Origin of the sequence: Nitrososphaera sp. (assembly GCF_036397675.1) — an archaeon.
Classification (GTDB): Archaea; Thermoproteota; Nitrososphaeria; order Nitrososphaerales; family Nitrososphaeraceae; genus Nitrososphaera.
On record NZ_DASWIL010000038.1, the window covers coordinates 13,168 to 39,402 of the forward strand.

The window sequence follows — 26,235 nt, forward strand, 5'->3', positions numbered from 1 at the left end:
GAGAATCCCAAGCTTGGCATCTGATTAGATTTGAAAACTGCTGCTATTATCAGGGGCGACGGCACCGGCCCTGAGCTTGTCAACGCGATGATCAAGGTTCTGAACGCCTGCAACACCAAGATAGAGCTCGTGCAGTGCGACGCCGGCTCTGAATGGTGGGAAAAGAGAGGCGGGAGCTCGTACATTTCCCCAGAGGTGTGGAAGCTGCTCGAAGACTCCGACGCGTGTTTCAAGGGCCCGACCACCACAGTCCCGGTGCCAAACGCGCCGCGCAGCGTGGCAGTCAGCATCAGAATAAAGTTCCAGCTATACTGCAACCTCAGACCGATAAAGACCTACAAGAACGCTGAAAAGCAGCTTGATTTCATCTGCGTCCGCGAGGCTACTGAGGGGCTGTATGCAGGCATCGAATTCAAGACTTCTGACGATTCTGCAATAGCCATCCGCAAGACGACGCGCAAAGGCTGCGACCGCATCGCCAAAAAGGCGTTCGAGGTCGCAAAGGACGCGGGCTGGAAGAAGGTGGTCGCTATAACAAAGCGCAACATTCTGAAGGAGACTGACGGAATATTCTGGTCTTCCATTGAAAACGCCGCCAAGCAGTTCAAGGGCATTGAATACGAGGAATACTACATTGACAACATGACCCAGCAGCTGGTCAAGAACCCCGAGCGCTTTAACAAGAACGTCCTTGTGAGCACCAACCTGTTCATGGACGTGATTTCCGAGTGCGCGTCGGGCAACGTGGGCTCGATAGGAAACGTGTACTCGGGCAACTACGGCGACGACTACGCGATGTTCGAGCCAGCGCACGGAAGCGCCCCGAAATACGCCGGCAAGGACAGGGTCAACCCCGTCGCGACCATCCTTTCGGGCGCGTGGATGGCCGACTACCTTGGCGAGCGGGCAATATGCAAGGCGATATTTGGCGCTACAGAGGACGTCATAAACGAGGGCAAGTACGTCACCTACGACCTGGGCGGCAAGGCGTCGCTCTCGCAGATGGCCAACCAGATAGCGGCAAGGGCTGCAAAGCTCCTCAAGAAGTAAGCTCGACGACTGCCAGCCGCTCGAAAAACAGCTTTTTTTCTTTAATTACTTTTTTCTTTAGTTTTTTCTCTGTCAAAAACGCGTCCAGCGCGGACTGGTCTGCCCTTGAAGAAACTATGACGAGCATCGCGCCCCGCGTTGACAGGAGCGGGAGCGCCGATTTGACGAAACGAATGGTGGTTTCGACGCCGGTGGGCCCGCCGTGTACGCTCGCGTCTTTTTCATCGTCGTCTGGCAGGTAGGGCGGGTTTGCGACGACAAGGTCGAACTTGACGTTGCCAAATGCAGAAGCCGCGTCGCAGCAGACAAGCATCAGGTTCTTGTTCCTGCCCCTGCAGTACGCAAGCGACGCAAGGTCGATGTCCGTGCCTGCCACGTTTTTGAAATTGGCCGCAAGAGATTCTGCAACGGCGCCCGAGCCTATGCCTATCTCAAGCGCCCACGCGCCGCGGTATTTGAAGGCGCATTCTGCAAGAAGAAACGTGTCTGGGGCAGGCGTGTACATTATCCGGCAAGCCCCATTATTTCCGCCGGCTCCAATTGGAAGACGCGCCGCTGACCAAAGTCTGCGTCGATGCCCATTTTTGCTGCGACTGTCGATGCCTTTTTGTTCCTCTTCGAAAAGAGCAGGTTTGCATTCTTTATATGCTGTTCCGTGACCCGGCGAATAGGCGTAATCTTTAGCACTGTCGACTCGACATTTGGCCTAGGCTCAAACGCGTCCCTGCCCACGTCAAACAGTGGCTCTATCGCAAAGCAGTATGATGCAATTGTGGTTATTGCCCTATAGTATTTGTCGCCCGGCCTTGAGCACAGTTTTTCCGCAAACTCTTTTTGCACCATGACTATGGCGCGGTCAAACTTTCTTGCAGCAAGCCACTCGAACGCGTCGCGGCTTTTAGAATACGGCAGGTTTGAGACGAACACGTCAAACTCTATGTCGTGCTCCCGGAAAAGGTCCCTGTTGACAAGTTCAAGGTTTGCAATCTGCATCAACTTTGCCTGCCTGAAAAGTTGTCCATCCACCTCGTACGACACGACGCGACCTGCGCGACTGCACATCTCCTTTGTAAGGACGCCGGTGCCGGTTCCGGCCTCGCAGACGGTTTCGGTCTTTCCAAGGACGCAAGCTTGCACTATTTTCTCCAAAACCGACTGGTCAACAAGGAAATGCTGTCCAAGCTTTTGCGTCCTGCTGCGCGGCAATTACTTTCGCACGAAAAGGTTCATGCGGGCCTGTCCCATTATCTCCTCGATTATCCTTTTTGCCATCAGCTTTGCCGGCTCCCTCACGCCCACCCTCGCCTGCAAGTCGGAAAAGCTCTCAAACGGCTTTTTTTCCCGCTCTTTGATTATCGTCATCATGTACGTTTTCCCGATCCCGGGTATCAGCTCAAGCGCGTGGATGCGCGGCGTTATAGGCTGTGAAATGTTGACATAATCCACAAAGCGCTTTTCGTTTGCCACCACCACTTTTTCGACGATGACCGCAAGCTCGTTCTTGGCGGACTGTGTGATGTCGTGGTAGTCCATGCGGCCAAGCACGCTCATGACCTTGTTCCGGCCCTCCCGGCCAATGTAAAGGCGCTCTCCGACTTCAAAGGTAGAGTTCTGCACGCCTAAAAGTTCCAGAAGCGTCAGGCGCTCCTCGCCGATGGCCTGGACGATCACTCCTTCCCTTCCCCTGACCGTCGTCGATTTTCCGCGGGGGGTATAATCGAGCACGTAGGCGTACTCCTCGTATTTTCTCTGTCCGTGGTCGTGGCCGCCTTCCTTCGAGTGAGAGTGACCCAGATCTTGCGGTGGTGCTCCTGACAATCTGTCTCCGCCCTATAATGTTGTGCAGGCTATTTAGCCTTCGCTGTCGGCCTTGAGGATGGCAAGAATCTTTTCGAGTGTTTCTGTGAGTATCAGCTTTTTCCATCCAAATGTGAACGCCCTGAGTTCTTCAAGCGTGGTCGGCATGACGTTTACGACTTCGACCGCTTCCTCTTGTGTCAGGTCGCACTCTTCAACCAGCTTTTTGACCATCTTGTGCGCCTTTTTGCCTTCAGCCTTTGAAAATTTTGTGACGTAGTCAAAGGTCCAGCGCTGGATCTGGTCCATGTCGTCGGCCTTGACTTCTCCGAGTATGTCCTTAACCTGGGCGGTGGTAATTATCTCGCGCTTTAGAGTCTCGGTCATGTTTTTGCCCCCGGTGCTGAAACTGGCTTTACGTGGTTAAGCCGCGTCTGGAGGAACTTTTCCTTGTCGCCAAACATGACAGACACCTTCAGGGTGCGCTTGCGGACTTCTCTTATCGCGCCTATCCTGCCATGGAAACGCCTGTGTGGGGTTGTCGTATGTTCACTCGGGTCAATGTCTATTATGACCTTGTCGCCAACCTTGTAATCGTGAAGAAGGTACGATATGCCCCTGGCTACGTTGTCCTTTGTCAGGATTGAGCGGGACTTTCTCCGGGTGCCGTGCGATCTTGGCATATTAGCTATTTTGGCGGTCAAGCCTTAATTTAAGTCTAGTCTAGTCTGGTCTGGTCTGGTCTGTTCTAGTCTCCAACATCGGAAATCCCCTTGTCCGCAAGGGTGAACAGAATCTCCCGTTCGGCGTGATATGGGCTGTCGACCATCCTTGCTATCCTGTTTTTGCCAGACGAGCGCTTCAGGTGTATCCTGTAGGTGCTCGTGTGCGCCACCACGTTGCCGCCGGTGGGCCTTGCCGCGTCGCCGAAATACGCGTCTGGCGATGACTGTATCTGGTTCGTCACAACCACCGCCACCTCGTACGTCTCGGCCATCCTGACAAGCACGTGCATGAACTTGTTGAGGCGCTGCTGGCGCTCCGACAACGTGCCCCGACCCAGAAACTCGGCGCGGTAGTGGGCAACGGCAGAATCGACAATGACAAGCTTTACCCCCTGCTCCTCTATGACAGGGCCCGTCTCTTCGATTATCAGCTCCTGGTGGGCGCTGTTGTACGCCTTTGCTACAATCACGTTTTCAAGCGCCTTTTCATGATCCAGTCCCCGCGCCCGGGCGATTGAAACGATGCGCTCGGGCCGGAAGGTGTTCTCGGTATCTATGTAAAGCGCCCTGCCGGAAAGGCCCCCTTGCAATTTTTCCTGCGAGACCATGACGCACAGTGTATGGCATAATTGCGTCTTGCCGGTGCCAAACTCGCCGTAGACTTCGGTCACGGCCCTCGTCTCGACCCCGCCGCCAAGCAGGTCGTCAAAGTTCCTAGCGCCGGCTGATATCCGCTGGCCCACTTTGCGCCTCTCGTAGAGGCTGGCCGCCGTGACGAAGCTCTTGTCGATGACTCCAAGCTCTTCCAGCATGAGCCGGGCCTTGTTGCATATTTCCACAGACGCGTCTATCTCCATTCCGGTCGCCTCCGCGACGTCGACCGGCCCCCTCACGAGCAGGTCCTTTATGGAGCAAAACCCCGCCGCCCTCAGGCGCTTTTCTGTGGACGGCCCGATGGCCTCTATGACGCCAAGCGCAAGCGGCGAGTTTTCTTCTTCTAACATCGGTTACTGACGAAAGACGACCTGCTGACTAATTAGTATTAGGAGGTGCGAGAGAGGCGCAATCGGGGGCAAAAAAGTATATATCTTTGTTCATTCTGCTATGCCTAAGATAGAGGGATGATGCAAAGCAAGACATTGATCGTACTGGCTCTTGCAACGGTCATGGTGCTGTCTGCAATCGTCGCCTACATACCGGTCGCCAACGCGCACGGTGTCCAGGCGCAGCTGCAGAGCAGGTTCGTGAGGATTGACAACGAGCAGTTCTCGGACAACACCCTCCAGACAGGCGAAGAGCTCACCGTAAGTGGCGAACTGAAAAGCTTGGTCAACAGGGATCTTAGAGGCTGGCTTTCTCTGTTTAGCGAGTCTGAAAACGCTGGCAACAGATGGGAGTTCTTGGCCAGAGACCCACCAGGTAACATATTCGACATCCCGGCAGGTGCAACAGTGCCCTACGCCATAACTGTCAAGGCGCTTGAACCAGCGACGTACCACGTCCACACACAGCTCAACGTTGAGCACATTGGTCCAGGTCTCGGCAGGGGACAGACAGTCGTCGTCACAGGTGATGGAATTCTGAAGCCAATCCCGTATGGTAACATTGTGTACCAATGCATTATCATCGGCTCAGGCCTCGGCGTGACCTTCGCGACAAGACCGTGGCAAGTTATCTAAGAGCGCAAGCTCCCCCTTTTTCCTTTTCATTTTCCACATTATAGCAACTGCTTAATACCGCATCAGGCGTTAGGTGTGAGGATGCTCGACGACCTGAAGCGCCAGGTTGAAAAGATGCTCGACGGGCGGGATCCAGGACACGATTTTGAGCATGTCATGCGCGTCTACAAGAACGCGCAGAAAATAGGCGAAGAGGAGGGCGCAGACATGAGAGTGCTCCTTGCGTCAGTGCTCCTGCACGACCTGGTAGTGTACCCCAAGGGGAGCGCAAAGAGGTCCAAGTCCGCTGACGACAGCGCAGACATAGCCGAGAAGATACTGCAAAAGCGCGGGTGGCCAAAGGCAATCATCAACAGGGTCAGCTACTGCATCCGCACCCACAGCTACTCCAAGAGGATAAGGCCAGTGACGCTTGAGGCCAAGATACTGCAGGACGCAGACAGGCTCGACGCCTTGGGCGCGATAGGCATTGCGCGCACGTTCAGCGTTGGGGGCTCGGAGAACCGCAAGTTCTACAACCCGGAAGACCCGTTCTGGAAGTCAAGCAGGGAACCCGACGACACGGTGTGGACGCTCGACCATTTCCAGGCAAAACTGCTGAATTTGCAAAACACGCTCCACACAAAGACGGGACGCAGGGTTGCAAGGGAACGAACCCGGTTCATGAGCGACTTTATCAGGCAGCTTGCAAAAGAGATCTAGGAATAGTCGACGAAATACTTGTGGCGCTTTTCCACGTCATTGTTCTCGCCGGCAAGCACCTTTGCTATCTCGGCCTCCAGCGCCTTTCTGGCGTGCTCTTTGAATGTTTCTGCGTCTGGGGTTTCCGGGAACATCGAGATAGTGTATTCAAAATGCCTCATGAACTGGGCCACTTTGGCGCGGTACTCGTGCAAATCAGGCTTCTTCTTTTCAATCCTGAACCACGCAGTCGCGCACGCTGTTGAATATAACTTGGCGTGTTCTTCTATCAGCCTGTCGACTTCAAAAAACTCGTCGCGCACGGCCGGCTTTTACGTATCTGCAATCTATAAACGCAGCTTACCAGTAGTTCGCCTTTATTTTGTCAATCACACGCTCATGCTCTGGACCCTTTCTGCGCGCGTGCTTTTCCATCGCAGTCAGTGGGACTCCGCCAAGCGAGCCGGCAAGCGCCGTAAAGAACCAGTTCTTTATCGGGTTGTCCCGGCCAATCTGGCCCATGAACTTTTGTATGCCGTGCTTGAAGTTGTGCTGCCAAGTCTTGTACATCACGCCGAGCTTGGCAGGGTCCATCGTGTTGCCGATGTCGTAAAAGTCTGACTTTTCTAGCAGGCCAATCGGCACGAACGTGAGAGGCGTCACCGTGAATTTCGAGTCCGGCTGTTCCGTCTCCAGCTCATGGATGAGCCGTATCGTCTCCCAGCTGTCTTCAGGGGTCTCGTCGTTGTCAAGGCCCATGATGAGCGTAAAGGCAGGCACCCAGTAGTTCTCGTTGAGGACCTTGACGCCGTTCTTGACCACCCAGTGCCATTCCTCCGGCTTGTATGGCGACAGTTTGCGGTCCGCGTACTTGCCTATCAGCCTGATGCTGCCGGTCTCAAAGCCGCACTGGATTCCGATGTGGTTGTTCGGGCCGGACTTGATTATCTTTGAAACGTTGGGGATCAGACGTTCGTCCGCGATTGCGCCGGCGAGCGTCCCGTGCGTCGGATTGGCGTGCTCGATGCCAGTGGCCATAATGCCATTGAACAGTTCCTCGATAGCTTCTCTGTTTGGCTGCATGTTCTTGGTCGTCCTCGGGTTGAGGCCGTAGACAAAGATGTCATCGCTTTGCACCCAGGCGTTCTTTAGCCCGCCGTACTTCATGTTTATCTCTATCTCTTTCTGGACCTTCTCAACTGGATAGTAGCGCAACGGCCTGAGAGTCACGTCGCAGAACTTGCAGCCCCGGCCGCATCCGCGCATGACTTCTATCATGCCGTGCATGCTCGGGTTGACGATGTTCGGTATCTCGTCGACCGACGGCTCGTTCCAGTAGTGGATGAACCTGCCGTGATAAGTCCTGTCGCTCCTCACAAACTCCTTTATCTCTACCTTGAACTGGCTCTTCTTGAACGGGTTTGCCATGTCAAACTCGCCGCCTATCAGGGCATCAAAGAACGGTCCTGCGGCGCCGTCTATTTCCGGGCCGATGCCGCCAAGCTCACCCTCGACGATTCCATAGAGGTCATACTCTTCAATCTTGGCAGGGTCGTAGTTGTATTGCCACGTTCCAGAAGCGCCCGCAACAACCTTGGCCTTGCTGCCGGTCCTTTTCTTTGCGGCCGATATCCTGCGGTGCAAGTCTGCGTTGTAGAACTCGTCGTAGGACTGCTGCTTGCGGCCGTAGGTAAACGTCATGGTTACTGGGCCCATGCCAAGGGGGTCCATTTCGTACGTGCCTACCACCTGGGTCTCGGGGCCGATGAACTGCTCGACATAGTCCGGGTGTGCCACGACCACCTCCTCGCGCGCATAGCCGTCGCGGAGCAACGCCGCTTCTACCTTCCTCAGGCCGTAAGGCGCAAAGTTGGCGTAGCCATTTGTTTGTTCAATCGGGTTGCAGATAAAGTCGAAAAGCACTCTGGGAGTTACCTGGTTGCCAAGCACTCGGTACAGTAACGTATCGTGGCTCCTGTTCATGTCAAGCGCCGGAGCGCATCCAAAAAACGAGGCAAGTGATATCCCCCGGTATGGAGACATGAGTGTGCGGTCGGCAGTAAGAACAACCTTTGGGTGCTTTGACAATGCCCTAAATCCCTATTTAAAGGCAAATATAATGAAGATAAATTAAAAGTTTTCCAATAATATCAGGGTGTGTTTTGAGATTTCACCTGCGTTCCTCGAGAAAGCCCTGGAGCGTTCCGCCTTCCAGCCTCTTCTTAAGGGTGTCATGTATCTCCCTTACAACGCCAAAACCCCGAAACGTCAGTGCCGAGTAGAGCTGGACAAGAGTGGCCCCCTTTTGGAGCGCTTGCCACGCGTCCTCGCCACCCCATATCCCGCCACACGCTATTATGGTAAGGTCCGGGAATTCCCTGTGGACGTCCTCGACCATCCGGAGCATGTATGGAAGCAACGGCCTGCCACTTTCGCCGGCGACCGGCCTAGCAAAGTCCTTCGTGAGCCGGCTCTTGCCGGTGTCGACCGGCCGGGTATTGCCAAGGACTATTGCCTGGCCCCCGTTTTCGTAGAATACCTTTATCGACTTTAGGCGCGCCTTGCGCTCGTCGTCGGTTGGAGGCAGCGAACTGTATGGCGCGACCTTGGACGCCTTTACCAGGCCTTTTGGCACGTGCGAATTCATGAGGTCGATCATCTTTTTTGTAAACTCGGGCGTCTGCAGGGTTTTGTTGAAGTCGGTGTTGGGCGAGGTCCGGTTGTCCTCAAACCCGAAATCGACGTGCGGCGCGGTCTGCTTGATTATTTTCTTGCACGTGTCCAGGACGGCGTCTTCCGTGTATGTTTCAGTAATGCCGGAAAAGTTCAGCAGTATCTTTGCGCGCCCCCTTGGCTCTTTCGCGAATTTGCGCAGGTTCCTGACGGTGTTGTCGAGCCCCTTGTGCGGGTAACCTTGCGCGTTTATCAGGGCCTCCCGCTCGTCGTCGACCGCAAGCCGGCGCTGGGCGTTGCCAGCCCGTGGGTCTTTGAGCACGCTTCCGGGATTGAGGTAGCCAAACACGTACGAGGTAGCCTCAAGCATCTCGCAGTCCTTGTCAAAGCCTGCCGCCATGCCGACGGGGCTCTTCAGCATGTGCCCTGCAACCCTGACTTCAAGCTGCGGGCCGGGGTCAAAGTAGGACTCGTTTTTGCGGAACTTGTCAGCCATTCTTGCAAGGTGCTCCTTTGCGACTTCATGTATCACTTCGGCCTGCGACAACTCTGCAGTGGCCTTGTGCCGGGAGTAGAGATACTTGCGGTAGAGCTTGAAAAGCGATGGGTCGAGGGATGCCTTGAAGGTGTCTACGAGCACGGGTTACAGGTTTTTCCTTGCGCCAAGATATATGGCTAGTGCTGGCCGTCCTTCACGAACTGCCACAGCTGCGACCAGAGGGCGTCAAAGCTATGCACGCCTATTTCGTAGCTTGCCGAGTTGCCGTACTCGTTAGTCACAACAAGGGAGCCGTCCTCGCTTATCGAGATAGACCTGTCGCCCATAGACGCGGAGGCGCTGCCGGCAATCTTGACTTCCTTTTTCTTTGCCATGCCCATTATGCGCCGGTAGGATTTTTAAATGCATTTGCGCATATTTTCCTAGATGAAGTCGGCCGACTGCGTCGAGAACAACCACGGCACGTGCAAGGGGTGGTTCAAGGAAGAAGTTGATTCGTCGCAAGTGACACGGGTCTGCGCCTGCCCGTGCCACGACAGCATGTATCAGCTCGTGCGCAACACGGTTGCCCTTGTCAACCAGGCCGAGCGGACAAATCCGTTCAATCAGAGCTACGACGAGCGCCTGTAGCGGTGTTTCAAATACAGGAGCGCGAGGTTGAGCGCGGTGCCTGTCACGTTTGCCCCGATTATCACCCAGTCTCCTCTGAAAACGCCGTAGGCAAGCCACAGCATCGTGCCGGAGGCAAAGAGCGCCATGAGGTATTGCGAGACGTCGTGCATCCTCTTGGTGCGGTAGGCCTTGACAAGCTGAGGCACAAAGCTGCCGGTGGTAAGCGCCGCTGCAAGCGAGCCTACCACTGTCACGAAAATGCCGTCGAATATTATCTGCATCAGTAGCTGCGACGACGACATGAGGGCACTTTTGCCGGCCCAGCTATTAAACGTCTGCTCCGCCAGTTTAATAATGGCCGGAACCAAATAACGGCATGCAGCTTAAAGACCTTGTCGACGGCGCGGTTGTGGGATCCGGCTCTGACTATATCGTGGTACAAAAGGGCAAGAAGAGGATACTGCTGGAATGCCCGGGCTTCAAGCTGCAGGAATTAAAGACCCACGGCACGCCGTACGGCTCACAATTCGATTGATTTTAGTACCAAGTCAACAAAAATTCCGTAAAAAGTTAAATTGAGTTACGGCGCCACTTCTCAACGTTTGACGCAAAAGGTTACCGCTGAGGTAGCGGCCAGGCCAGCCGACGTACCGGCTTCACAGACCCGGGCCGTGCACAGGGGCAGGGTGAAATATGACAAGAAGGCCGAGTCCGAGTTCTTCGTAGACAACTCGGCACTTGCAGGGTTTACCGGCGAGCGCATCCTATACATGGCAGTGCGCGAGCTTATCGAAAACGCGCTTGACTCGTGCGAGAGCAGCCACATCCTGCCTAGGGTATCGCTGTCGCTAAAGAATGTCGATCCCGCTAACGAGATGTGGGCTGTCACGTGCCAGGACAACGGTATCGGAATACCGGCGGACAAGGTGCCGGTAGCGGTGTGCTCGTTTCTAACGTCGGGCAAGTACGTGGAAAAGCAGCAGCGCGGGCTTTTCGGCGTCGGCCTGAAGATGATAGCCGCGTTTTCCACAAAGGACACGGACCACCCGCTTAAGGTGTGGAGCAAGTCCGCGGAGGAAGATTCGGAATATTATTTTGAGCTGCGAACAGACATCAGCACGAACAGGCCGATAGTTCTTGCCAGAAAACAGCTAAAGGGCTCAGAATCGGCTGTTCCCGGCGAGTCCGGTTTTCGGGTTGAAGCCATACTCAGGGCGAGGCTCTCGCCCATAACAAAGAGCAGGATATACGACTACATCAGCCAGACGTCCGTCGTCAACCCGTACGCCCATTTCGAGTTCCAGACGGACGAGGGCAAGGTGGCGTTTGAGCGCAGGACGGAGAGGATGCCAGAACCTGCGAAAGAAGTGCTGCCGCACCCGGCCGACATGGACTTGAAGACGCTCAAAAAGGCCATCATGAACTTCATGAACCAGAAAACAACGTTGCAGGGCGTGCTTGCAGGATCGTTCCAGAAGCTGTCAAGCGAGAAAGCCAAGCAGATAGTTGCCGAAGCAAGTCTCGAGAACAGGCCTGCCGACCAGTACGACGAGCACGAGCTCATAAAAATAGTCAACATCTGCAAGCAGACCAAGTTCCACATGCCAAACACGGACCACCTGAGCCCCATTGGCGAGGAGATTCTCACCGCCGGCATGACTTCTGAATACGCCATAATCACCGGCAAAGACGAGGCCAACCAGCAGCCACAGCTTTCGGTAAAGATACTAAAGCCGTCGCTCACCGCCTATTCATCAAGAACTTGCGTCATCAACAACCGGCCCACCGTCGTAGAATGCGGCATAGCGTACGGCGGCGACATCGGCTCGTTCAAGATGTACAGGTTTGCAAACAAGATCCCGCTCCTTTACGACGAGGGATCTGATGTTGCGAAAGAAGTCGTCTCGGAAGTCGAGATAAACAAGATGGGCATATCCAAGAAGGAGGTCAAGGAGCAGTTTGCAAACCCTGATGCAAAGTCTGACAGGGCTGTCGAACTGCTGCCGTTGCACATCTTTTTCCACATCTGCTCGACAAAGATACCGTACAAGACCGCAGGCAAGGAGAGCATCGCTTCCGAGGGCGACTTGAAGCGGTACATGAAAGCATGTTTGTCGGATTTATATCGCAAGGTGAGCGCGCAGATACGCAAGGAGCTGAAGATGAAGAATGCCCAGAACCGGCTGTCGCTTTACAAGTTTTACATCCCGCTCATAGTCGAGGCCATATCCGAGTCGATAACGGTCGATGCCAAAAAGCTAGAACACGCGTTCACTGAGCTTGCCGAAAAGCACGTTTCCGGCGAAATTACAAACCAGCAGCCGGAGCGCGAGGACGAGATAACCAGCGAGCGTCTCGAGGAAGAGGTCGTTGAAGCGGAAATTGACGGCGAGGTGGTAAAGCGCGACAAGGCGCAGATAGCAATAAACGCGGCCAGGAAAAAGGGCGAGCGCGCAAGGCCCAGGTCCAAGAAGGAAGGCCAGACCACGCTTGCCGAGTTTTCCAAAAAGGCGGGGAAAAAGTAGATGCCCATAAAGGACAAGCGCCACCAGGAAGTTACCAAGAAAATAAAGACGATAATGAAGGACGTGAGCGCCGACCTCTTGCTTGAAAAGACCATGCCGGTGCTCGAACTGCAAAAAGTGGGCTACGACAACACCGTCTGGTCCGAAGAAAAGAGGATGCTCACCATAGGCGACAAGATGGTCAAGATAAGCCCAGACAGCACGAAAAAGATCCCTACTTTTGCCCAGTACCTTGTGATGGCAAACGCCGTGCGCAAGCTGCTCGACGAGGAGATGGAGAGCACGATAAGGGGTATGTATTATGCCACGCTGAGCACCATCGGCGACGAGAAGAACAAGCAGAAATTCTGGAACGGTCAGGAGGACTCTGACGACGCCATCAAGGCGATTGAACTTTTGACTGGCGTTCCCAGGGAAGAGTTTTCGGTAACGTCAAAGCCAAAAGGCATGATTTCAGGACCGATAACGCTCAGGGTCGGTGGCGACATCATCGACTGCAACTTGGGGAGCAGGGCGACTTCGCAGCTGATACCGACGAACATCCGCGACGTGGAGATAGTCAAGGTTAAGGCGGACTTTGTCATGGTGGTGGAAAAGGACACGGTGCTGAACAACATACGCAAGTCAGGATTTATCCAGAAATACAACGCGATCCTGCTGACTGGTTCAGGCGAGCCCGACCGTGCAACGAGGATGATGGTCAAGACCCTCAACGAGGAGTGGAAGATGCCCGTTGTGGTGTTTGCCGACGCAGACCCGTGGGGCCTCGGTATTGCGTTGCGCTACAAAATAGGAAGCGAATCGCTATCCTATGATAGTGACAGATTGGTCGCTCCAAACGCAAAGGTGCTTGGCATGATGTTTTCAGATATTTACGAGTACAACATACCCGAAGTCGCAAGACTTGCAGCCACCGACGAGGACATAAACAGGGCGTCGGACATGAAGAAAAAGCCGTGGTTCCAGGACAAGCAATGGCAGAAGGAGCTTAACCTGTTCTTGCAGAAAAAGGAAAAGTGTGAGCTGGACGCGTTCTTCAAGCACGGCTTCAAGTACCTGGCAGAAGTCTATTTGCCAAGAAAACTACGCGAGGCAGGCGTCATCTAGGCAATCTTCTTTGAGCTCTCGAGATTCTCTCCAGTCGCTCTTGATCGACAACTCGCTCTTGATTTCCGTGAGGGCAAGCAGGCGCGCTAGGCAGATGCGGCTTGTGGCGAGCATCAGGGGCGTAGAGGCGGTGATTCCAGCCACTTGCAGCGCGGAAAAGCTGCACGAATTTGTGGAAAGTAAGCGCGGCTGGATAACCAAGATGGCGCAGCACTACAACAAAATTAAAGAGCGCTCTGGCCACGAAGACGGCGCCGTCTACTACCTTGGCGGCAAATACCACTATCACATCATAAAAGACAGGTGTCCGTCGGCCGTTGTCTCTGACGCGATAAAGACCATAACGTTCCACGTGACTGACAGGCGCAGCTACAAGAAGGAAATCGAGCAGTGGTATAAAGTTCAGACCGCGCGGATAATCTCCGAGCGTCTGCCGCAAGTAAGCGCAAGAACCGGCCTTGCATACAACAAAGTCTCGATAAAGAAGCAAAGGTCGAGGTGGGCTAGCTGCTCCAAAAAGCGCAACTTGAACTTTAACCTGTTCCTGGCCGCTGCGCCCGTCGAAGTCATCGACTATGTCATCGTGCACGAGCTTGCGCACACGGTCGAATTGAACCACTCCACGAGGTTCTGGAAGGTGGTGCAGGATCGCGACCCCGGATACAGGGAGCACAGGGCGTGGCTTGAGGACCGCTCGCCGGCGATAGGGATAGAAAGTTTATAGACAGTCGGCACCGCCCTTTTGTGGATGGATGTACAGGAACGCCTCGACCTCGTGCTGCGCGACCCGACCGAGGAGGTCATCACGCGTGGCGAGCTTGAAGGGCTTTTCAAGACCAAGTCGCGCCCGCGCCATTACATCGGCCTGGAGATATCCGGCGCCCTGCATCTTGGCAGCCTCATCCTGACAGGGTTTAAGATTAACGACTTTATCAAGGCAAGAATCGACTGCACCGTGTTCCTGGCTGACTGGCACACCTACATCAACGATAAGCTCGGAGGCGACTGGGACAAGATCCGCGAGATATCGCGGTACTACGCCGACGCGTTCCAGTTCTTTTGCCCCGGCGTCAACATTGTCACGGGCAGTGACTTGTACAAGAAAACGCCGGAATACTGGGAGAATTTCGTGCGCTTTGCCAAGCACATGACTCTTGCAAGGACTGTGCGCTCGCTCACGATAATGGGGAGGAAGGAGACGGAAGGCATGGACCTCGGGCAGTTGCTGTATCCGCCGATGCAGTCCGTAGACATCAAGGCGCTGGACCTTGACATCGTGCACTCGGGGATGGACCAGCGCAAGATCCACATGCTTGTACGAGAGGTGTTTCCCAAGATGGGCTGGAAGCCGCCGGTGTGCGTCCACCATCATTTGCTGCCCGGGCTCGCAGAGCCGGTCAAGCTGGGCCTTGACGAGAACGCCGACGAGGACGCCAAGATATCAAGCAAGATGAGCAAGACCAAGCCTGCTAGCGGCATACGGATACACGACGACGAGAAGGCAATCCGCGACAAGGTTTCAAAGGCGTTCTGCCCGGTAGGCATCAAAGAAGGCAACCCCGTGCTGGAGCTTGTGCGCCACGTTGTCTTCCATGAGTTTTCCGAGTTTGTGATAGAGCGACCCACCAAATACGGCGGTAACATGACGTACGCAAGCTACGCCGAAGTCGAGCGGGACTTTGTCGCAAAAAAAATCCACCCGATGGACCTAAAGAGCGCGGCTGCGACGTACGTCAACAGGATAATCGAGCCAGTCTACAAACATTTCAAGGGCAGAGAGCCCAAGCTGGCTTGAGCAGCCCCGACTTTCTCAAAAAATACAGTGACGCCGCCAAGTTCAACAGGAACATCATCATAGCCGGCTTCGCCGCGTTCCTGACAAGCACCTATGTCGCGCAGGCATCCTACGAAAGCACGGGAGACCTTGGGAATTCTGCGGTAGCCCTTGCGACCGAGTACGGCGTCTACATACCTGTGTTTGCTCTCCTGTTCTACCTAGACAACAGGGGCAAGTATGTCGATGAGAACGGCAAAAGGAACTCAAAAAAGATTGGCGACGACATCAAAAAGCTGCTTGCGAGTTTTTCCGTGGCAGAGGCGATATTTGCGGTCACCAGGTTTGGCCTGCACTACCAATTCCTGCAATTAGGCGCAGAAGCATACGAAGCGTCGATGGCAAGCTCGGTGGTCGCGTGGGCTGTGTTTTTCGTTGCGATAAACCTGATGGCCAAGCTGGTAAAGCTGTTCAGACACTAGCCTTGCGGACTTATTTGCTTTCTTGATGAACTTACGAATTCAACAAACTCCAGGTAGCTTATCGCCGCAGGTTCGCTTTTTGCCGATAATTACAGAAATAAACCGCTTGGTTGCTACCATCGACATGGAAAGGGCAGAGTTTGGTGGGTTGTCGGCGTGCAGAATCGTAAACGGCATGTGGCAGGTGGCCGGCGGCCATGGCAGGATAGACCCGAAAAAGGCGGTCGAGGAGATGATAAAGTATCACGAGGCAGGTTTTACCAGCTGGGACCTTGCAGACATTTACGGCCCGGCAGAAGAATTCATCGGCGACTTTAGGCGGCTGCTTGCGTCTCAAAAAGGCAAGGGCGAGCTCGCCAAGGTGCAGGCGTTTACAAAGTTCGTCCCAGAGCCAAAGAGCATGAGCAGGCAGTTTGTGGAGCGCAGCGTCGAGCTTTCGCGCCGCCGGATGGGCGTCGACTCCATTGACCTGATACAGTTTCACTGGTGGGACTATTACAACCCGGCGTGGCTCGACGCGCTTGTCCATCTGTCTGAACTCCGCGATAAGGGATTGATACGCAACGTCGGGCTCACCAACTTCGACACCGCCCATATGCATGACATGGCAGACGCGGGCATCAAGATAGCGTCAAACCAAGTGCAGTATTCAATAATCGACCAGAGGCCGGCGGTCAAGATGGCTGAATTTTGTAAGAAGAATGGAGTTGTGTTGTTTGCGTACGGCACTGTATGCGGCGGGCTGCTGTCAGAAAAGTACCTCAACAGGCCTGAGCCGGGGGACGCAGAGCTTGACACGCTGAGCCTTGGCAAGTACAAAAAGATGGTGGACGCCTGGGGCGGCTGGGAGCTTTTCCAGGAACTGCTTGCAACGCTCAAGGGCATAGCCGACAAGCACAAGGCCAGCGTCGCAAACGTGGCTGCGCGCTATGTGCTTGACAGGCCGTCGGTTGCAGGCGTGATAATAGGCGCTCGCCTTGGGCTGTCGGAGCACAGGCAGGACAACGCCCGCGTGTTTGGATTTTCGCTCGATAGCGCAGACATGGAAAAGATAGGCACAGTCACTTCCAGGTCCCGCGACCTTTACCAGCTGATAGGGGACTGCGGTGACGAGTACCGCTAGACGCCTGAAGGCCCGACATCATTTTGAAGTTAGTTAGCCAGAAATGAAAGAAAGACTGAAAGCAAGATCTCAAAAAGTAGAAGTACAATTCAAAATCGAATTAGACCGAGTAAAGGGTATCTCTCTGTGAGTTAGCCAAGCCGGACCTTTGGGCGAAGGTCATGTCTCTTGACAGGAACATCATGTGCGCCTATTTGCTGCACGGTGGGACGCTTGACCACTAGGAAATGCGATAGCAACAGATCAAATGCTCTGAACTAGAGCTTATATCACCGCTTGCTCAAGGAATCCTGCACCGTGATTCCTCCGGCTGTACGCGGGAACCTGTTCCCGGATTTCCGTTCCAGCATGGCAGGGCTGCTGTCACGGTGCAAACTATATTATCCAAATTACCTTCATGAGCTTGGGATTTGTATTTGCGATAAAGAACAAACTGTATGTTGCAGAAGCAAAAGCTTTCCAGTGACGCCACTTTAAGTATACTAATAGACAGAAGACCGCAATCGCGATGCCGTACACTTCTAGTATGGACTCGATAATCACTATTCAGCCAGCTTTAGCTCAGGAGCTTCTTTCCTATGTCTACTCTCATTACAGACAAATCAATTAAAACGATGACATCATGCTTTTATGGCAGTGGAAAGGATCGACCTCTATGTTGCCTTGTTCAGGACATAGGGGCATCCTCTTTCACTCCTAGTCATGTCCCTTAATCGAACAGTATCTATCTCTGCAAGGCTTAAGAATGTGTGGTTGCATCGCTATATGACCCCGTCTGGAGCCCATAAAATGTTCCGCAATTCACTACATAAAACTGGGGAGGAAAGGAGAATGGGAAAGGGAATGTATTGAAGATGAGGGAACCTTGCGGCTCGGGTTTATGGAAGCGAATCATCAGGATTGTTTAAACGGGAAGTGGGATTCCGTCTATCGAACCTTTCTACAGGGAAAGAACAAGAAAACTCCATCTGTAGCTACATCCTTTTTAAATCAAATAAAGAAATTCTACCAGTCAGATGAAGGCGTACTTTGGATTACATTCTATGGTAACGAAATGTGGTGGTGCTTTTCAAAACCGGAAATAACTCAACTCGGCGATAAATCAAAGATTCGGCCTGTCATAGGTAAATGGCATGATACAACAATTGATGAAAAGACCCCTTTAGTCACAGAAAGCTTGCGGGGTGATCTGCTCAAGACCCAAGGATTTAGGGGCACCATTTGCGATGTGAAAATCAAAGAATACGTAATCAACAAGATCAACGGAAAGGAACCAGAGGAGGTAAAGGCGACTGTCGAAGCAATGCGTGAGCTTGAAAGTAGGGTGGCTACCCTAATCACAAAGCTTCGCTGGCAAGATTTTGAAACGCTAATTGATCTCATTTTCAGAGAGGCAGGATACAATAGGACAAGCGATGTGGGCAAAACTCAGAAGACTTTCGACTTGGACTTGATTTCGCCTGTAACCGGTGAATGAATTATGGTACAGGTAAAATCACAATCGGACCTTGCCTCATATGAGGAAGACTGCAAGGAATTTGAAGCTATGAAGGGTTATGACAAGTTCTTTTATGTTGTTCACAGCCCTGATGAATCCCTGAAAACACTTCGGAATCGTGAAGGTCATATCAAAGTAATGTTGGCTGATAATCTCGCGCAAGTGGTTATTGATTCTGGGCTGGTTAGATGGTTGGTATCGAAACTTGGATAACCACCAAGATTGATCAAACGACTTGTTACAATGATAGGATCAAACGCTGACGTTACAGAACCGACAAAACTGTTTAAATATGTTCTATTAGGCCTACCTAATTAGGCCTACCTAATTGACCATGAACGCTCTCACATTTAACAACCACGACGTCGCGATGCCCCTTCTGCAGGAGCTTGTCGACGGCGTCTCACACCGGATAATAATGTCCACGATAGACGCCGCCAAGACTGCCGCGCAGCTGTCTTTAGAAAATTCCCTCCCGCTAAGCTCCACCTACAAAAAGATCAAGAAACTCCAGGAGGCGGGCATGCTGTCGGTGGAAAGGATAGAGCTTGACGGCAAGGGCAGGAAGGTCGTCTATTACAGGAGCAGGATAAAGTCGATGAAGTTCAACCTCTCCCGCGATCAAGTTCTGCTTCATATTGAGAAAAATGACTCGCGCGCTTCGCTTTCTGTAAAGTAGTTTCAAAAAAAGTGGGGACCTTAGTCCCTGTGGCCAAAGGCTGAAGTCCTGACCCGGGTGTATGCGACGGTGCCGGCCACCGCGAGCGCGGCCGCTATTGCTGCCACCGGGAACTCGGGCGTCACGACAGCTCTTGCGGTCTCCAGATCGGTCTTTATCTGCTCAACATGTGCCTCAACTTCTGATACGGGCCTGTCCTGGTCGATCATCTGGACTAGTTCGACTCTCATGTCTATCTCTATCTTCTCCATGAGCGGCCTGTCCTCCTCCGCGATGTCGGCCTCGATGAACTCATAGTTGTCAAGGTAGGCCTCTATCGCAAGTGCTCTGGCCTCCGGACCGTTGCCTGCCCGGTACTCTTCCAAGGCTTCGTCAAGGAGTTCGTGAATGTGGTCTATGTAGCCCCAGCCGTCGAGTTCTCCAGCACCTTCTACTTCAAGGGCAAACACTTCGTCGAGCTCGTGTATAATGCCGCCAAGCTGGATGTTTATTTGCGACGGCTCCGCGTTTGAAGAAACGGCCGAGTTCAGTTCTTCAAAGAACTCTGTCACCTCTTCGGCCTCGTGCGCGGTCATGTCGTCCTTGACTCCTTCAAACATCGCCTCTGCTCGGTGTATGAACGCGCTTGCGTCCTGGTACTCTATCATCTCGATTATCTGCCCTTTCTCAACAGCCTCGCTGTACTCCACCCCGGCCGTCTGGAGCAGGAGCACCATCACCATCGCGGCGAACACGGGGTCGCTGACCTCGCCTCCGACGACTGCAACAATCGCGTCATCCAGAAGTACGTTGATGTCTTCCACCGTACTTTCTACTTGCGATGCCGACATGGTGTCTATCTGGTTTGCAAGCGTTGTCATCGCGCTTTCGAGCTCTGCATCAAGCTCCAAGTCGGCGCTTGTCAGCTGCACCGTGATGAGCGAATACACTTCTTCAACAGGATGGCCTGCGTGTGCGAGTGCAAGCTCTATGTTGCCGGCGTTCTTGTTTGCGACCGCCATTTCAAGGTGCCCGCGTATGAACTCGATATTTGTAGCGAAGTCGGCGCTGCCTCCCGCCACGGCGCGTATTGCCTCGATTTCAACGAACGCGTGTTGGACAACTGTCCTCACTTCTGCAGGATCGGCCTTGTTTTGCACCAATGTCGCAATTGTTGCAAGATCTTCTTCCAATTCGCCCGCCGCGCCCGAGCCGACTTCCATCAGCGCGGCTTTGGCCGCTTTAAAGGTGTCAGTCGCTCTCTGCAGGAACAGGATTGTTTCATCATACTCTGTCTGGTCCACTATCTGTCCGTTTGCCACGGCGTCGGTGTACTCGATGTCGACAAGCGTTAGCATGTCCTTCATCGTGTTGAGCGCACCGGCTATGCCCGTCGACTCTTTGCCCTCGTAAGCGTCAAGAAGCGCGCTTATCTCTGCCGCCACTTCGTTCGCGTTTGCAAGGTCACCTGCGGCTGACGCTTCCATCAGCTCCTCAAGCTCGTGGGACAGGTCGGCCTCGTACTCGGTACCAATCTTTGCCGCGACATCTGGCTGGAGCGTGCGGTAGTACATGGTTCCTTCCTGGCTGAACTTTTGCGCGTTCAGCGTGTCCGCTGGGCTCTTTTCAAGCGCGCCGACAGCCTCTATGACTTCCTCCCTTACCTTTATGAGGAACTGCGCTTTCAGGCTGTCGAGTATGACCGGCGTCAGCTCCTGCACCCTGCTCGGGTTGGCCTGGAGTCCCGCCATCGCCTGCGAAGAAGCTGATGGGTTTTGGGTGTAGCCGAACTTGACAGTCATGACTGTGAACCACTGGCCGGCTTCCTGCACCTTTGACTGCCTGAGAACCTCCGAGGTCGCCTCGTCTAGGCTCTTTTCTATCTTCATGAAAGCTATTTTGTAGATGAGCTTGTCGATTACCTGCTTGTTCAAGACCACGTCTATCTTGGTATTGCTGTTGATAGCAGCGCGAATGTCGACAAAGGCCTGGTCTATTGCCTCGCCTGTTGCCTGGTCTACTTCAAACGCGACGCTTCGAAATACGCTTTCGTATTTTACCTGTGCCTGGTCAACCTTTGCAAGCGCCCCCGCTGCGTCCGTTTCAAAAGTCTTTTCAGCGTCCCCTACTGCGGTGTTTATCGAGCTCCAGGATTGACCCCTAGTCTCGCCCTGAGCAAACGCTGGCCTGGCGGCCATGGCTATCGATGCTATAGAGAAGACAAGAATAGCTGCCAGCAGGGTCCCGCTGGTGATCTTGGCTTTGTGCATAAACCCTCACGGTCCATGAATTGCTTATAAAGCTAAGATCCGATTTTCGCAGCCTAGAATGCAAAACGAATGGTTCATTGCTGACACAGATTCGTCAGCTACTGTATCAAGGTCAGTCTAAAGACGATATTCTGCGTTCATTAGACATTTCAAACGTACATTCTATCGCTATGCGCATAAGATCGCAGACGTTGATAGAATGTACCTACAAAGTCAGGTACCAAGAGGCATGTACTGACCGACCAGAAAGGAGTTCCATTGTCCGCCGTTATCACGGCTGCCAACACACATGACATGAAAGCAGCTGTGGAAACGCTGGACAGCATTGTAGTGAAGAGGCCACGTCCAAGGAAGTACAGGAGGCAGAACCTGTGCCTTGACAAGGGGTACGACTTTCCAGAGATAGCCCGGGAGGTTGTCAAAAGAAGGTACCTGCCGCACATCCGCCACAGAGGTGAGAAGAGAAAGAAGCGGCGATACAAAAGGAGGCGGTGGGTCGTAGAGCGGACCAATTCCTGGCATAACAGGTTTAGAAAATTGCTTGTCAGGTACGAGAAGAAATCGGAGAACTACCTGGGGCTGGTGCAGTTGGCCTGCTGCATCATTGTTTACAGGAGGTTAATTTTGGGATAGGCTCTTATTCGCGCTAAGTTCAAAGACATATGAGAATCTACTTAAGCGGTTACTTACGAATAAGCGCGATCCGCCAAGAGACGAATTGCGTAGGCTATATCCAATAGACAGGCGAGACATAGTACTTGTCGAAATTGTAGAGAAGGAGAAAAGCGGTTCGACATTAGTCAATCAAATGGAGAGATACTCGAAAGTTGGCAAATTGATAGTCGTTTTTCCAACAAATGTTAGCAAGATCGAATTCGCAGGCGGAACTTAGAAAGCCTAATACGCTGTAAGTACCAACATGAATCGTTTTATGATTAGTTAGTCAAAAGCGCTGTTGCAGTCATTTCTTCTAAGAAACAAGACAAGAAAGACATATCTTGAATCATTGCTGTCGTACGCGGCTTCTTCAAGAGCGAGTTATCAGTCTGCATTGAATCGATTTGAAGAATTTTGCGCATTTTTTTACGAGGGAAGAACTTCGGATAAAATCGTCACTGAACTTAAATCTATTCCCATAGAGCATAGGGATGATGCATATTTCGGAGTATTGCAAGGTTATGTAAACTGGCTCTTGAAACGCAATTTATCACATAAGACAGTAAACAATCACTTCAAGATAGTAAATCACTACTTCAACTTTCATGGAATTAGGGCTTTTCCGGCAGATTTGCGGCGGAATGTCAATAGACCAAAAGAAATCAAGGAAAAACTGCATCCCCTAACACTAGATGAGATTCACAGACTCTTTTCCTGTTCCACCCCAAAACGCAGGATGCTCTATCTCGTCTTGATTGGGAGCGGTATGCGCATTCGAGAATCTGTGTCTTTACGGAAGAAGGACTTTGATCTAGACTTTTCGAAAAGAATCAAGATAGACATTCCCGCCCAAAACACCAAGACCAAGGCCGCGCACACGACATTCGTTAGCAAGGAAGCATCAAAATCTCTTATTCCGTATCTAGATTCGCTTCAATCAGATGATCTTGTTTTTGCCACCAACGAAAATCCCTATCATGCTTCGATGACTGAGATCGAGGCATTTACAAGATGTCGAGACAGTGCAGGGCTGAGGGACAAGTACTCATCCGCAAATCGTCATCATATTACGCTTCATTCGTTCAGATCGTATTTCTTCACAAGAGCGAGACGAGTGCATGATACAGACATAGCGCATGCAATGGTGGGTCACACACCGTATCTTGATATGTATGACAGAAAGGACGATGTTCAGAAGTTAGAACTGTTCTTGAAAGTTGAGCCGAGTCTTGTAATAAAATTCCAGCGAGACACTACGGGCACGAATACGTCCTAATTGTCTGTAAGATCGTGCTTGGTCATTTCGACTAGCCCGGCTCAAATCCGGAAATCCAGATTTCGCCGGGTGTGAGATCGACGTTGCTTATTCTGAATATGGAAAACGGAATCTTGGCTAATCATGCAACAATGCAGTTGAAACTTATTATTCAGCATTAGTCTACCAAGTCTGGTACGAAAGCACGCATGAATCTCGACATATGTCGATTTTTAGATGCAATGATTTTGTATTATGCGCATTAAACGTATTTATTGACGCAGGGCAAATTACGCTTGCATGGTAGGCGAGGCGATTGCAAACTTTGACTCGTATGTTTACGTCGCAGTCGGTTTGTTCGTGGCCGGCCTGTTTGCAGTAATGGTTTATGAAAAGACAAGCTCAAGAGCCAAGCAGCCCCAGTCTGCAGAAGACAAGCGAGGCTCTGGACTGGCTGGTAAATGAAAAGTTTGCCCGGGAAGGTTTTGCCAGGCTAACTACGATACAGAAAAAGGCCCTCCCAGTAATTGCAAGGAAGGTCAACTGCCTGTTAGTAGCGCCCACCGGCTCTGGAAAGACAGAGGCGGCAGTAATGCCCGTTTTCACGGCGCTTGCGCAGGAGGGCAGAAACGGCATACGCGCGATTTACATCACGCCGCTTCGCGCGCTTAACAACGATGTGCTCAGAAGGATTGTGAGGTACGCAGAGTCTGAAGGGCTGAGGGTCGAGATACGCCACGGCGACACGACTGTCGCAGCAAGGAAGAGAATAGTTGACAACCCGCCCGACGTGCTGATAACCACGCCCGAGTCGCTTGGAGTGGTGCTTACAAACGACAAGATGCTTGCCGCGCTCAAGGGATTGCGCTACGTCATCGTCGACGAAGTGCACGAGCTTGTGCCGTCAGAGCGCGGGTCGCACCTGTCGATAAGCCTGGAGAGGCTGCAGGCAGTTTCAGGCCACGAGCTGACAAGGATAGGGCTCTCCGCAACCGTCGGCAACTTGGAAGAGGCCGCAAAGTTTGTGGCGGGTGCGGGCAGGCGGCATGCCGTGCTTGTAGACACTGCCGCCAGGGGCTACGACATTGAGGTGAAATACGTCAAGGGGTCGCTGAACAACGTGGCGCACTTCGTGGTCGAGTACATCAAGAAAAGCAAGGTGGAAGGCTCGGTGCTCCTGTTCACGAACACACGCGACGAGGCTGAGTACCTTGGAACCGTGCTGAACGACCAGTCGGAGATCAAAGTCGACATCCACCACGGCTCGCTGTCAAAGGAGATGCGCGAAGAAACAGAACATACATTGCGTGCAGGCGAGGCAGGCATAGTCGTGTGCACCAGCTCGCTAGAGCTGGGACTTGACATCGGCGCAGTCGACCTTGTCATCCACTACGGCTCGCCAAGGCAGGTCTCGAAACTGATGCAGAGGATAGGCCGGAGCCGCCACAAACAGCGCGAGTTTGCCAAGGGGCTGATAGTGACAAACAACCCCGACGACGAGATTGAGGCGCTTGCCATAATCAACCGCATGAAGCACGGGTCGATTGAAGAGCAAAAGATGCACGAAGGCGCGCTCGATGCTATGGCGCACCACCTGGTAGGGCTTGCGATGCAGACCCGCGACCCTGTCAGCGTCGACAGGGCGTATGAACTTGTCACCCGGGCGCACCCGTTCCGCAACGTGACGCTGTTTGACGTCGAAAGCTGCCTGGACATCCTTGCGGGGCACAACGTGATAAGATATGACAGGGACGCAAGGACGTATAGCCGCAAGATAAAGGCTTACAAGTATTATTTCGAGAATCTTTCGATGATACCGCACGTGCTAAAGTTCGAAGTCGTCGACTCGATAAGCAAGCGCAGGATAGGGACGCTTGACCAGCAGTTTGTCGGCGACTATGGCGAGCGGGGCAACGTCTTTGTTCTCAAGGGCTCGCAGTGGCGCGTCCTTGCAGTCGACGAGCGCAGGATGGTGGTAAATGTCGAGCCATTGCGCGGCGCGGCAATCAACATCCCCTACTGGGTGGGCGAAATGATACCGGTAGATTTCAAGACTGCAGAGCAAGTCGGCATAATCCGCGACCGGGCCGCAAAAGGCCACGTCACATTATCAACAACCATAATGGACGATACGAAAATCGCTCTTGGCGTCATACCGGACGCGAAAAACATCGTGGTAGAAAGTGTGTTGGCAAGGAATATGCTAGTCGTGCACGTCGCGTTCGGCTCCAAGGTGAATAACACGCTTGCATCCCTTCTGTCGACGATACTTTCGTCGCAGCTCGGCTACATGGTCGAGTCCAGGGCCGATGCCTACAGGATAATGCTCACCTCAAGCGCGAGGATGTCAAGGGGTAGGATCGAAGCAGCGTTGAACGATGTCTACGACCTCGAGCCGGTGATAATAGCCTCGCTTGCAGGCACGCACCAGATAAACTGGAGGGTGTGGATGGTGGCCAAGAGGTTTGGCATGATAGCAAGGGAGGCTGTATACGACAAGAAGATAGCGCGCATGATATACGACAGGTACGCCAAGACGCCCGTCAGTTCAGAGTCTATCCGCGAGCTTGCGCACGACAAGTACGACATGGCCCAGGCAGCAAAAGTGCTTACAAGGATAAAGGACGGCACGATAAAGCTCCACTGGCTTGAAGTGGAGAAATTCTCCGACCTTGCAAAGCCCATCATGGAGCATTCCGCAAAATCCGCGGCGGCGCCCCAGAGCATAGAAAAGGGAGTCATCGAACTTGTAAAAGAGAGGCTTGAGAAGACCAAGCACAGGCTTGTCTGCATAAGGTGCGGCAAGTGGGAGCGTGTCATGGAAACCAGAGAGGTGCCAGAGGTCATAACATGCCCGTCGTGCAGGTCAAAATTGATAACGGCGACGTTCTGGTCAGACTACGACCTGTCAAAAGTGATACAGCGCAGGCTTGCCGGCGGCAAGCTGAGCGACGAAGAGAACCACCGGTTTGAGCGCGCGTGGAAAGTGGCGTCACTTGTCAACAACTTTGGAAGGAAAGCTGTGATAGTCCTGGCAGGCCACGGCGTCGGCGCTGACACGGCAGCGAGGATACTGCGCAACTACATCGACGACGAGCAGTTGTACCGCAGCATTTACGAGGCCGAGAGGCAGTACGTCATTACGCGGGGCTTTTGGAACGACTAGGATT

29 protein-coding genes and 1 pseudogene are annotated in these 26,235 nt (G+C 53.1%); 18 read left to right on the forward strand and 12 right to left on the reverse strand.

What is annotated here, in order from left to right; all coding sequences use genetic code 11:
• Nucleotides 1-30 precede the first annotated feature (30 nt).
• On the forward strand, nt 31-1,050 hold the full coding sequence (locus VGA14_RS08760; RefSeq protein WP_331003377.1) for an isocitrate/isopropylmalate dehydrogenase family protein: 1,020 nt from the start codon (nt 31-33) through the stop codon (nt 1,048-1,050).
• On the opposite strand, the gene VGA14_RS08765 is transcribed toward VGA14_RS08760, so the two are convergent.
• The 6 genes from VGA14_RS08765 to radA all read right to left on the reverse strand — a co-directional run bounded on the left by VGA14_RS08765 (nt 1,040) and on the right by radA (nt 4,576).
• A complete protein-coding gene (locus tag VGA14_RS08765; protein ID WP_331003378.1) occupies nt 1,040-1,555 on the reverse strand; it encodes a HemK2/MTQ2 family protein methyltransferase in 516 nt (171 codons plus the stop codon). The two genes, VGA14_RS08760 and VGA14_RS08765, sit on opposite strands and share 11 nt — an antisense overlap.
• On the reverse strand, nt 1,555-2,256 hold the full coding sequence (locus VGA14_RS08770) for an rRNA adenine dimethyltransferase family protein (RefSeq protein ID WP_331003379.1): 702 nt from the start codon (nt 2,254-2,256) through the stop codon (nt 1,555-1,557). The genes VGA14_RS08765 and VGA14_RS08770 overlap by 1 nt, the downstream gene beginning before the upstream one ends.
• Nucleotides 2,257-2,844, reverse strand: a complete 588-nt coding sequence (locus tag VGA14_RS08775) for a DUF655 domain-containing protein (RefSeq protein WP_349257161.1) — start codon at nt 2,842-2,844, stop codon at nt 2,257-2,259. It lies immediately after the preceding gene.
• A 57-nt stretch (nt 2,845-2,901) separates the two neighbouring features.
• On the reverse strand, nt 2,902-3,234 hold the full coding sequence (locus VGA14_RS08780; RefSeq protein WP_331003381.1) for an RNA polymerase Rpb4: 333 nt from the start codon (nt 3,232-3,234) through the stop codon (nt 2,902-2,904).
• A complete protein-coding gene (locus tag VGA14_RS08785) occupies nt 3,231-3,530 on the reverse strand; it encodes a hypothetical protein (RefSeq protein ID WP_331003382.1) in 300 nt (99 codons plus the stop codon). Before VGA14_RS08785 ends, VGA14_RS08780 begins: the two co-directional genes overlap by 4 nt.
• A gap of 65 nt (nt 3,531-3,595) precedes the next feature.
• Nucleotides 3,596-4,576, reverse strand: coding sequence for a DNA repair and recombination protein RadA (radA, locus tag VGA14_RS08790; protein ID WP_331003383.1), 981 nt, complete (start codon nt 4,574-4,576; stop codon nt 3,596-3,598).
• Between the two features lie 135 nt (nt 4,577-4,711).
• Here radA and VGA14_RS08795 point away from each other — a divergent pair, with 135 nt between their 5' ends.
• Nucleotides 4,712-5,251 carry a methane monooxygenase/ammonia monooxygenase subunit B gene (locus VGA14_RS08795; RefSeq protein ID WP_331003384.1) on the forward strand — a complete coding sequence of 180 codons (540 nt, stop codon included), beginning with the start codon at nt 4,712-4,714 and terminating at the stop codon, nt 5,249-5,251.
• Between the two features lie 81 nt (nt 5,252-5,332).
• Nucleotides 5,333-5,953, forward strand: coding sequence for an HD domain-containing protein (locus tag VGA14_RS08800; protein WP_331003385.1), 621 nt, complete (start codon nt 5,333-5,335; stop codon nt 5,951-5,953).
• On the opposite strand, the gene VGA14_RS08805 is transcribed toward VGA14_RS08800, so the two are convergent.
• From VGA14_RS08805 to VGA14_RS08820, 4 genes are all read right to left on the reverse strand, one after another.
• Entirely contained in the window at nt 5,950-6,255 is a 306-nt protein-coding gene (locus tag VGA14_RS08805) for a hypothetical protein (RefSeq protein ID WP_331003386.1), read from the reverse strand. The two genes, VGA14_RS08800 and VGA14_RS08805, sit on opposite strands and share 4 nt — an antisense overlap.
• A 37-nt stretch (nt 6,256-6,292) precedes the next feature.
• On the reverse strand, nt 6,293-7,975 hold the full coding sequence (locus tag VGA14_RS08810) for a radical SAM protein (RefSeq protein WP_331003387.1): 1,683 nt from the start codon (nt 7,973-7,975) through the stop codon (nt 6,293-6,295).
• Nucleotides 7,976-8,102: 127 nt separating this feature from the next.
• Nucleotides 8,103-9,245 carry a hypothetical protein gene (locus tag VGA14_RS08815; RefSeq protein WP_331003388.1) on the reverse strand — a complete coding sequence of 381 codons (1,143 nt, stop codon included), beginning with the start codon at nt 9,243-9,245 and terminating at the stop codon, nt 8,103-8,105.
• Between the two features lie 35 nt (nt 9,246-9,280).
• A complete protein-coding gene (locus VGA14_RS08820; RefSeq protein WP_331003389.1) occupies nt 9,281-9,478 on the reverse strand; it encodes a hypothetical protein in 198 nt (65 codons plus the stop codon).
• A 52-nt stretch (nt 9,479-9,530) separates the two neighbouring features.
• Here VGA14_RS08820 and VGA14_RS08825 point away from each other — a divergent pair, with 52 nt between their 5' ends.
• Nucleotides 9,531-9,734 carry a hypothetical protein gene (locus VGA14_RS08825; RefSeq protein ID WP_331003390.1) on the forward strand — a complete coding sequence of 68 codons (204 nt, stop codon included), beginning with the start codon at nt 9,531-9,533 and terminating at the stop codon, nt 9,732-9,734.
• On the opposite strand, the gene VGA14_RS08830 is transcribed toward VGA14_RS08825, so the two are convergent.
• On the reverse strand, nt 9,716-10,018 hold the full coding sequence (locus VGA14_RS08830) for a SemiSWEET transporter (RefSeq protein WP_331003391.1): 303 nt from the start codon (nt 10,016-10,018) through the stop codon (nt 9,716-9,718). The two genes, VGA14_RS08825 and VGA14_RS08830, sit on opposite strands and share 19 nt — an antisense overlap.
• Before the next feature lie 74 nt (nt 10,019-10,092).
• On the opposite strand from VGA14_RS08830, the gene VGA14_RS08835 reads away from it, so the two are divergent.
• The 10 genes from VGA14_RS08835 (at nt 10,093) to VGA14_RS08880 (ending at nt 18,904) form a co-directional block, all read left to right on the forward strand.
• Complete coding sequence (locus tag VGA14_RS08835; protein ID WP_331003392.1) at nt 10,093-10,251, forward strand: hypothetical protein; 159 nt, start codon at nt 10,093-10,095, stop codon at nt 10,249-10,251.
• 67 nt (nt 10,252-10,318) lie between these two features.
• Nucleotides 10,319-12,241, forward strand: a complete 1,923-nt coding sequence (locus VGA14_RS08840; protein ID WP_331003393.1) for a DNA topoisomerase VI subunit B — start codon at nt 10,319-10,321, stop codon at nt 12,239-12,241.
• Entirely contained in the window at nt 12,242-13,348 is a 1,107-nt protein-coding gene (locus VGA14_RS08845; protein WP_331003394.1) for a hypothetical protein, read from the forward strand. It abuts the gene before it with no gap.
• Between the two features lie 10 nt (nt 13,349-13,358).
• Nucleotides 13,359-14,072 carry a SprT family zinc-dependent metalloprotease gene (locus tag VGA14_RS08850; RefSeq protein ID WP_331003395.1) on the forward strand — a complete coding sequence of 238 codons (714 nt, stop codon included), beginning with the start codon at nt 13,359-13,361 and terminating at the stop codon, nt 14,070-14,072.
• Between the two features lie 24 nt (nt 14,073-14,096).
• Entirely contained in the window at nt 14,097-15,143 is a 1,047-nt protein-coding gene (locus VGA14_RS08855) for a tyrosine--tRNA ligase (RefSeq protein ID WP_331003396.1), read from the forward strand.
• Nucleotides 15,140-15,604 (forward strand): hypothetical protein, encoded by a 465-nt coding sequence (locus tag VGA14_RS08860; RefSeq protein ID WP_331003397.1) that lies wholly within the window; start codon nt 15,140-15,142, stop codon nt 15,602-15,604. The genes VGA14_RS08855 and VGA14_RS08860 overlap by 4 nt, the downstream gene beginning before the upstream one ends.
• Before the next feature lie 88 nt (nt 15,605-15,692).
• Entirely contained in the window at nt 15,693-16,727 is a 1,035-nt protein-coding gene (locus VGA14_RS08865) for an aldo/keto reductase (protein WP_349257162.1), read from the forward strand.
• Nucleotides 16,728-17,592: 865 nt separating this feature from the next.
• Nucleotides 17,593-18,204, forward strand: a complete 612-nt coding sequence (locus VGA14_RS08870) for a hypothetical protein (protein ID WP_331003399.1) — start codon at nt 17,593-17,595, stop codon at nt 18,202-18,204.
• Between the two features lie 3 nt (nt 18,205-18,207).
• Complete coding sequence (locus VGA14_RS08875; protein WP_331003400.1) at nt 18,208-18,438, forward strand: hypothetical protein; 231 nt, start codon at nt 18,208-18,210, stop codon at nt 18,436-18,438.
• Between the two features lie 115 nt (nt 18,439-18,553).
• A complete protein-coding gene (locus tag VGA14_RS08880) occupies nt 18,554-18,904 on the forward strand; it encodes a hypothetical protein (RefSeq protein WP_331003401.1) in 351 nt (116 codons plus the stop codon).
• Between the two features lie 20 nt (nt 18,905-18,924).
• Here the strand turns inward: VGA14_RS08880 and VGA14_RS08885 are convergent, their stop codons facing one another.
• Nucleotides 18,925-21,153: a hypothetical protein gene (locus VGA14_RS08885; protein WP_331003402.1), complete on the reverse strand. Its 2,229-nt coding sequence runs from the start codon at nt 21,151-21,153 to the stop codon at nt 18,925-18,927.
• Nucleotides 21,154-21,375: 222 nt separating this feature from the next.
• Here VGA14_RS08885 and VGA14_RS08890 point away from each other — a divergent pair.
• The 4 genes and pseudogenes from VGA14_RS08890 to VGA14_RS08905 all read left to right on the forward strand — a co-directional run.
• A pseudogene (locus VGA14_RS08890) lies at nt 21,376-21,786 on the forward strand (IS5 family transposase); the annotation flags it as partial.
• A gap of 322 nt (nt 21,787-22,108) precedes the next feature.
• Nucleotides 22,109-23,086, forward strand: coding sequence for a tyrosine-type recombinase/integrase (locus tag VGA14_RS08895; protein ID WP_331003403.1), 978 nt, complete (start codon nt 22,109-22,111; stop codon nt 23,084-23,086).
• A 279-nt stretch (nt 23,087-23,365) separates the two neighbouring features.
• Nucleotides 23,366-23,530, forward strand: coding sequence for a hypothetical protein (locus VGA14_RS08900; protein ID WP_331003404.1), 165 nt, complete (start codon nt 23,366-23,368; stop codon nt 23,528-23,530).
• Nucleotides 23,454-26,231, forward strand: coding sequence for a DEAD/DEAH box helicase (locus VGA14_RS08905; RefSeq protein WP_331003405.1), 2,778 nt, complete (start codon nt 23,454-23,456; stop codon nt 26,229-26,231). The genes VGA14_RS08900 and VGA14_RS08905 overlap by 77 nt, the downstream gene beginning before the upstream one ends.
• Nucleotides 26,232-26,235: the final 4 nt, after the last annotated feature.

Coding starts and splice junctions, on each gene's coding strand:
- VGA14_RS08765 (WP_331003378.1), bottom strand. CDS start 1,555: ATGTACACGCCTGCCCCAGACACGTTTCTTCTTGCAGAATGCGCCTTC.
- VGA14_RS08780 (WP_331003381.1), bottom strand. CDS start 3,234: ATGACCGAGACTCTAAAGCGCGAGATAATTACCACCGCCCAGGTTAAG.
- VGA14_RS08785 (WP_331003382.1), bottom strand. CDS start 3,530: ATGCCAAGATCGCACGGCACCCGGAGAAAGTCCCGCTCAATCCTGACA.
- radA (WP_331003383.1), bottom strand. CDS start 4,576: ATGTTAGAAGAAGAAAACTCGCCGCTTGCGCTTGGCGTCATAGAGGCC.
- VGA14_RS08800 (WP_331003385.1), top strand. CDS start 5,333: ATGCTCGACGACCTGAAGCGCCAGGTTGAAAAGATGCTCGACGGGCGG.
- VGA14_RS08810 (WP_331003387.1), bottom strand. CDS start 7,975: ATGTCTCCATACCGGGGGATATCACTTGCCTCGTTTTTTGGATGCGCT.
- VGA14_RS08820 (WP_331003389.1), bottom strand. CDS start 9,478: ATGGCAAAGAAAAAGGAAGTCAAGATTGCCGGCAGCGCCTCCGCGTCT.
- VGA14_RS08825 (WP_331003390.1), top strand. CDS start 9,531: ATGAAGTCGGCCGACTGCGTCGAGAACAACCACGGCACGTGCAAGGGG.
- VGA14_RS08830 (WP_331003391.1), bottom strand. CDS start 10,018: ATGTCGTCGTCGCAGCTACTGATGCAGATAATATTCGACGGCATTTTC.
- VGA14_RS08835 (WP_331003392.1), top strand. CDS start 10,093: ATGCAGCTTAAAGACCTTGTCGACGGCGCGGTTGTGGGATCCGGCTCT.
- VGA14_RS08845 (WP_331003394.1), top strand. CDS start 12,242: ATGCCCATAAAGGACAAGCGCCACCAGGAAGTTACCAAGAAAATAAAG.
- VGA14_RS08855 (WP_331003396.1), top strand. CDS start 14,097: ATGGATGTACAGGAACGCCTCGACCTCGTGCTGCGCGACCCGACCGAG.
- VGA14_RS08875 (WP_331003400.1), top strand. CDS start 18,208: ATGGTACAGGTAAAATCACAATCGGACCTTGCCTCATATGAGGAAGAC.
- VGA14_RS08885 (WP_331003402.1), bottom strand. CDS start 21,153: ATGCACAAAGCCAAGATCACCAGCGGGACCCTGCTGGCAGCTATTCTT.
- VGA14_RS08900 (WP_331003404.1), top strand. CDS start 23,366: ATGGTAGGCGAGGCGATTGCAAACTTTGACTCGTATGTTTACGTCGCA.
- VGA14_RS08905 (WP_331003405.1), top strand. CDS start 23,454: ATGAAAAGACAAGCTCAAGAGCCAAGCAGCCCCAGTCTGCAGAAGACA.